Annotated in this window: 6 protein-coding genes and 2 pseudogenes; 7 read left to right on the top strand and 1 reads right to left on the bottom strand. The window is 32.0% G+C overall.

Annotated elements, in window-relative coordinates:
- The 7 genes and pseudogenes from ACJDU8_RS25315 to ACJDU8_RS25285 all read left to right on the top strand — a co-directional run.
- A pseudogene (locus ACJDU8_RS25315) lies at positions 1-279 on the top strand ((4Fe-4S)-binding protein); the annotation flags it as partial.
- 48 nt (positions 280-327) lie between these two features.
- Positions 328-687 (top strand): C-GCAxxG-C-C family (seleno)protein, encoded by a 360-nt coding sequence (locus ACJDU8_RS25310; RefSeq protein ID WP_406794958.1) that lies wholly within the window; start codon positions 328-330, stop codon positions 685-687.
- 50 nt (positions 688-737) lie between these two features.
- A complete protein-coding gene (locus ACJDU8_RS25305; protein ID WP_406794957.1) occupies positions 738-1,094 on the top strand; it encodes a NifB/NifX family molybdenum-iron cluster-binding protein in 357 nt (118 codons plus the stop codon).
- 16 nt (positions 1,095-1,110) lie between these two features.
- A complete protein-coding gene (locus tag ACJDU8_RS25300) occupies positions 1,111-1,569 on the top strand; it encodes a Fur family transcriptional regulator (protein ID WP_406794956.1) in 459 nt (152 codons plus the stop codon).
- On the top strand, positions 1,554-2,012 hold the full coding sequence (locus ACJDU8_RS25295) for a DUF134 domain-containing protein (protein ID WP_406794955.1): 459 nt from the start codon (positions 1,554-1,556) through the stop codon (positions 2,010-2,012). Before ACJDU8_RS25300 ends, ACJDU8_RS25295 begins: the two co-directional genes overlap by 16 nt.
- 23 nt (positions 2,013-2,035) lie before the next feature.
- Positions 2,036-2,428, top strand: coding sequence for an iron-sulfur cluster assembly scaffold protein (locus ACJDU8_RS25290; protein WP_406794954.1), 393 nt, complete (start codon positions 2,036-2,038; stop codon positions 2,426-2,428).
- Positions 2,425-2,997 carry a class I SAM-dependent methyltransferase gene (locus ACJDU8_RS25285; RefSeq protein ID WP_406794953.1) on the top strand — a complete coding sequence of 191 codons (573 nt, stop codon included), beginning with the start codon at positions 2,425-2,427 and terminating at the stop codon, positions 2,995-2,997. Before ACJDU8_RS25290 ends, ACJDU8_RS25285 begins: the two co-directional genes overlap by 4 nt.
- Positions 2,998-3,056: 59 nt before the next feature.
- Here the strand turns inward: ACJDU8_RS25285 and ACJDU8_RS26010 are convergent.
- A pseudogene (locus ACJDU8_RS26010) lies at positions 3,057-3,179 on the bottom strand (transposase); the annotation flags it as partial.
- Positions 3,180-3,251: the final 72 nt, after the last annotated feature.

The following is a 3,251-nucleotide window of genomic DNA, read 5'->3' as shown; positions in this document are numbered from 1 at the left end:
TCCGGACTTGAAGATTTGATGAGAGTAACAGCATTATGTATGAACTTTGGACTGCTTATTATGGTCTGTATAAATAAATATGATATAAATGAAGATATGGCTAAAGAAATAGAGGAATTTGTAATAGAAAAAGAATTAGTTCTAGTAGGAAAAATTCCTTATGATGATACTGTAATAAAATCTATAAATGAGTTGAAACCTATTATATATTACAAAGACAGTACGGCGTGTAATGCCATTAAGGAAATGTGGGCTAACATAAAAAAACTTATTTACTAAGGGAATCTTAAAATACTAGTATGTCTAAGAAATAGGAGGAAGATGCAAATGAAAAAGGCAGCAGAATTTTATAAAGAAGGGTACAATTGTGCAGAATCTATAATAAAGGCGGTAAATCAGGAAAAAAGCTTAAATATTCCAGTTTCCATAGGCAGCCCTTTTGGTGGAGGTATGGCTGTGGGAAGTAGCTGTGGGGCAATAACAGGGGCACTTGTGGCCTTAGGTGCAGTAAGAGGAAGAAAAGAGGCTGTAGAGCCAAACACAGCCAGAGAATGTGCCAAAAAAATGATGAATCAAATAAAAGAAAAATACGGAACGTTTGAATGTATAGAGTTAAAGAAAAAAGGTGTATCCTGTGCTGAAATAATTGAGTATACCCATGATGTTTTAAAAGAGTACATCGATTAATTTTATAAAAGTAAAATGTATAAAAATATATTATCTAGGAGGATATAATTATGAAAATAGCAGTTGCAAGCGAAGGAAAAAATGTAAGTGGACATTTTGGACACTGTGAGGGATTTACAATTTACCAAGTAGAAAATGAAAAAGTAAAAAATGAGGAATTTGTACCAAATCCAGGACATAGGCCAGGATATCTGCCAGTATTTTTAAAAGAACTTGGTGTAAATGTAATAATCTCAGGAGGAATGGGAGCCGCAGCACAAGAGCTTTTTAGTCAAAGTGGAATAGAAGTTGTTGTGGGAGCTGAAGGGTTATGCAGCAGTGCTGTAGACAAGTTTATAAAAGGTGAACTTAAATCCACAGGCAGTGTATGCAGCGAACATGCCCATGAGGGGCACTGTAATGAGTAATATTTAAGGAAAATTAATGAATAGAGATATTTCCTTATATGAGAAATTAATTAAAAAAGAGGGATATAAGTTCACGACACAAAAGAGAATAGTGCTTTTGGAAATGATAAATGCTAATATCCATTTATCTGCAAATGAAATTTATGAAAGAATAAAAGACACAAATATTGGTCTTGCAACAATATATAGAAGCCTGAAAGTGTTTAATGATTTAGATATAGTAAAAAAGATAAACGTTAATGATATAAATTACTATGAAATGAAAATTTTTAGTGGAAAGCCTCTGCATATTCATTTTAAATGTTCCAGGTGTAATAGTATAATAGATATAGATAATGTAGATTTAATTATAGAATATATAAAGTTAAATAAAAAGGTTGAAGAAGAAAATAACTTAAAGGTAAATGATGTAAACATCATGCTAAGTGGAGTATGTAGTAAATGCAAGGGGGATAAAATATGTCAAGACCAATAAAATTTAGAAAGGTAGAATTTTTCCCCAAAGATACCTATTTCGTGCCCTGGGGAAAAGCTAAATGTAAAATCAATGAAATACTTTTGAAGGTAGAAGAACTTGAGGCCATGAGATTAAAAGATATTGAGGAATTCAATCAGGAAGAATGTGCTGAAAGAATGCAGGTGTCTAGGCAAACTTTTCAAAATATCATTGATAGTGCAAGAAAGAAAGTAGCCGTGGCTTTGACACAGGGAAATGCTATAAGAATAAGTGGAGGAAATTATACAACCACTCTATGTAAATTTAAATGTTTTGATTGTGGCAGCATATATGAAATGAACTATGAACGGGACAGGTTTATTTGTCCCGTTTGTGGCTCTCAAAGAGTTATATGCAGTAAGAAAGCAGATTTTTGTGCCAAATGGTGTACAGGTGACAAAACAAATTATAATACTTTATAGAATAAGGATAAGGAAGTGAATATATGTTTACAAGTGAATATACGGATATTGTTATTGATCATTTTATGTGTCCTAGAAATGTAGGAATACTAAGTGACTCAAATGGAGAAGGAAAAGCTGGGGATCCAGCTTGTGGAGACTCTTTAAATATATATATTAAGGTAGCAGATAATCTAATAGAGGATATTAGTTTTTTAGTTTATGGATGTCCTGCATCAGTGGCTACAAGTAGTATGACCACAGAACTTGCAAAGGGAAAAACTTTAAAGGAAGCATCAGCAATTACTGAAGACGATATAATAAATGCACTTGGAGGATTACCGGAAAGTAAGAAACATTGCTCAAATCTTGGAGTCAAGGCATTAAGAAGTGCCATTGAAAATTATCTTGTTTCGGCAGGTGAAAATAAACAATGATTCACAAATTCGATGTTAAAAACAAACATAAACTTGATAATGCAAAAAGAAGGGAGCTGCTGCCGCCAGAAGAAACGCTTATTAAACTTGGATTACACCAAGGAGACGTGATGGCTGACATAGGTTGTGGAATTGGATATTTTGCAATTCCAGCATCTAAAATTGTAGGAGATAATGGTAAAATATTTGCGTTAGATATTTTGCCAGAAATGCTTCAAGAAGTTCAAATAAAAATAAAGCAAAATAATATTTCAAATATAAAAACTTTATTGACAAAAGAAAATGATTTTAAATTAGAAGATGCTGAAATAACTATTGCTTTTATAAGTAATGTACTTCATGAGATAGAAGATAAAAAAGCATTCTTAAGTGAGATAAAAAAAAGTATTTCTCCTAAAGGAAGAATTGCTATTATTGAATGGCAGAAAATTAATAATGAGTTTGGACCTCCTATTGAACATAGATTAGATAAAACAGATTTAATAAAAGTGTTAGATGTTCTTGGATTTTCAAACATATCAACTATAAACATTGGAGCAAATTTTTATGGTTTAATAGCACAAAAATAATCTAGCCTATAAGTTAAGGATATTTTAACTATAAAGCAATTTGGTAATATGTCAAGAAGAATCAGATAATAACGCAAATAACGGTTACCTGCTTTGTTCATTGGTGTATTTTCAGCTTTGAAACCGCCAGATTGATTTTCTTTCCATACGATGCCAGCGTATTTAGCAATGGCATTATTATTTATTTTAGAATACCACAGGTTTTACCTGTGGTTCCGGAAAGCTTATAGCTATGAGTAGGAAAAAGAAAAACT

The organism is Candidatus Clostridium eludens, from assembly GCF_045310515.1.
GTDB classification, from domain to species: Bacteria; Bacillota; Clostridia; order Clostridiales; family Clostridiaceae; genus Clostridium_B; species Clostridium_B eludens.
Note: the sequence above shows the minus strand (reverse complement) of the source record. Positions and strands in the feature narration are given on the sequence as shown.

What these genes read in the sequence shown, in the direction of transcription:
- ACJDU8_RS25290 (WP_406794954.1), top strand. Translation starts at nt 2,036, where the DNA reads ATGTTTACAAGTGAATATACGGATATTGTTATTGATCATTTTATGTGT.
- ACJDU8_RS25295 (WP_406794955.1), top strand. Translation starts at nt 1,554, where the DNA reads ATGTCAAGACCAATAAAATTTAGAAAGGTAGAATTTTTCCCCAAAGAT.
- ACJDU8_RS25285 (WP_406794953.1), top strand. Translation starts at nt 2,425, where the DNA reads ATGATTCACAAATTCGATGTTAAAAACAAACATAAACTTGATAATGCA.
- ACJDU8_RS25305 (WP_406794957.1), top strand. Translation starts at nt 738, where the DNA reads ATGAAAATAGCAGTTGCAAGCGAAGGAAAAAATGTAAGTGGACATTTT.
- ACJDU8_RS25300 (WP_406794956.1), top strand. Translation starts at nt 1,111, where the DNA reads ATGAATAGAGATATTTCCTTATATGAGAAATTAATTAAAAAAGAGGGA.
- ACJDU8_RS25310 (WP_406794958.1), top strand. Translation starts at nt 328, where the DNA reads ATGAAAAAGGCAGCAGAATTTTATAAAGAAGGGTACAATTGTGCAGAA.